This is a genomic window from Algibacter sp. (genome assembly GCF_049667265.1).
Taxonomy (GTDB): domain Bacteria; phylum Bacteroidota; class Bacteroidia; order Flavobacteriales; family Flavobacteriaceae; genus Algibacter_B.
In genome coordinates, this window is the sequence record NZ_JBATHX010000263.1 from 1 (window position 1) to 2,102 (window position 2,102).

2 protein-coding genes are annotated in these 2,102 nt (G+C 36.3%); both read right to left on the reverse strand.

The window, feature by feature from the left end; all coding sequences use genetic code 11:
- A partial coding sequence (locus WBN21_RS09950) for a glycoside hydrolase family 3 N-terminal domain-containing protein (RefSeq protein ID WP_424199846.1) occupies window positions 1-1,889 on the reverse strand: 1,889 nt, incomplete at its 3' end.
- Window positions 1,890-1,959: 70 nt separating this feature from the next.
- On the reverse strand, window positions 1,960-2,100 hold the full coding sequence (locus WBN21_RS09955) for a fibronectin type III-like domain-contianing protein (protein WP_424199848.1): 141 nt from the start codon (window positions 2,098-2,100) through the stop codon (window positions 1,960-1,962).
- Window positions 2,101-2,102: the final 2 nt, after the last annotated feature.

Consider the following 2,102-nt stretch of genomic DNA (forward strand, 5'->3'; position numbering starts at 1 on the left):
GTATAACTCAACCCTTCACCAAAAACAAATAATGGTGTATTTGGCACATCGATATAATTACTTTTATAATCTTCATTTGGATCGCTTTCAGGAATTGGTCGTCCCGTATTTTTCATGTTATAATAAATAGGAACTTGCCCAACATTTCTTGGAAATGTAACCGTCAATTTCCCTGATGGATTAACAGCACCAAAAAGTAAATCGGCAGTTGCAGCGCCGCCCATGGTTCCTGGAAACCAAACTTCCAAAATGGCATCAACCAAATGAACCTCTTGGGATAGATTTAATGGGCGCCCATTCATTAAAACCAAAGTGATTTTTTTATTAGGATTAGCCTCGCGTATTTTCTTAATGAGTTCAGGTTGAATTCCTGGGATTTTCAAATTAGTTCTGGAAGCCGCTTCACCACTCATGTGATGCCCTTCGCCCATAACCAAAACAATTTCTTCAGCCTGTTTTGAAATTTTAATTGCTTCATTGAAACCAGAGGTGTCATCTTTTAAAACCTCACAACCTTTGGCATATAAAATCTGGTTTGGTTTTAAATATTCTGAAAGCCCTTCAAATACACTAACCGCTTTTCCATGACGATCTCCTTTTGCTGCCCAATTTCCAATAATATCATATTCATCTTTAACTAAGGGCCCAATAAACGCTATAAATTTAGCCTTTTTATCTAGCGGTAATGCGTTATTTTTATTTTGCAACAATACTGAAGATGCTGCTGCTATGTCTCTTGCTTTTGCTAAAAATTCTGGTTTATATTTTGTTTTCTTTTCACGTTCTTCATCAATATAACGATAAGGATCATCAAACAATCCTAATTTATATTTCGACATTAAAATCCGTTTACAAGCATCGTTTATATAGTGTTCTGACACTTTGCCTTCTTCAACCAAATCCTTTAAATGTAACCGATAAATTTCTCCCATCATATCCATATCAACACCAGCATTCATTCCAATTCTTGCAGCATCAATACTATCTTTTGCAAAACCATGCGGAATCAATTCATTAATGGATGTATAATCTGAAACAACAAAGCCTTTAAAATCCCATTCGTCGCGAAGAATATCTCTGAGCGTGAATTTATTACCGGAAGTTGGCACGCCATTAAGCTCGTTAAAAGCGGACATAAATGTTTCAACACCTGCATCAATGGATGCTTTAAATGGCGGCAAATACACGTTTCGTAATTCGCCCTCACTCATATTTACGGTGTGATAATCACGACCAGCTTGAGCCGCTCCATAAGCCACAAAATGTTTGGCGCAAGCTAAAATAGTATTAGGTTTAGATAAATCGTCTCCTTGAAAACCTTTAACATAGGCTTTTGCCATTTCGCTAGCCAAATAAACATCTTCACCTGAGCCTTCTGATACTCTTCCCCAACGCGGTTCTCTAGAAATATCAACCATTGGTGCAAAAGTCCAATGAATGCCTTCTGCCGATGCTTCTGCCGCTGCAATTTGCGAGCTTTCTTCCACCATTTTTAAATCCCAACTAGAGGATAATGCCAAATTAATTGGAAAAATAGTGCGATGTCCATGAATAACATCATATCCAAACAATAATGGAATACCCAAACGGGTTTCTTCAACAGCTATTTTTTGTAAATCGCGCGTGCCTTTAACAGACATGGCATTCAGCATAGCGCCCATATTACCTTCGCGAATAAACTTGCCATTATCGGAACCGACAACAGGTCCTGTTTGATCCCAATGCCCACCATACATCACCGTTTGCCCAATTTTCTCTTGAAGCGTCATGAGTTGCATTAGGGAATCAACCTTGATTTCGAATTGCTGATTATTCGATTGTGCTTCAGAAAAACAACAACATATTAAGCTAAAAAAGACTACCAATTTTGATTTTATAGCTGTTTTCATAAATATTGTTTTCTAAAATATTTTATTTCAGACCTAACTTTGACCATCCAAGTTTTAAGGATTACGCATATTAATTAGTCAACTCAAATTGTACTTTTAAATTAATTTCAGAATTTGTTCCAACAAATACTTGAAAGTCGCCCGGTTCAGCAATAAAGTCTAAATTAGAATTATAGAATTTTAAATCTTCAACTGAAATAGTGAAATTTATAT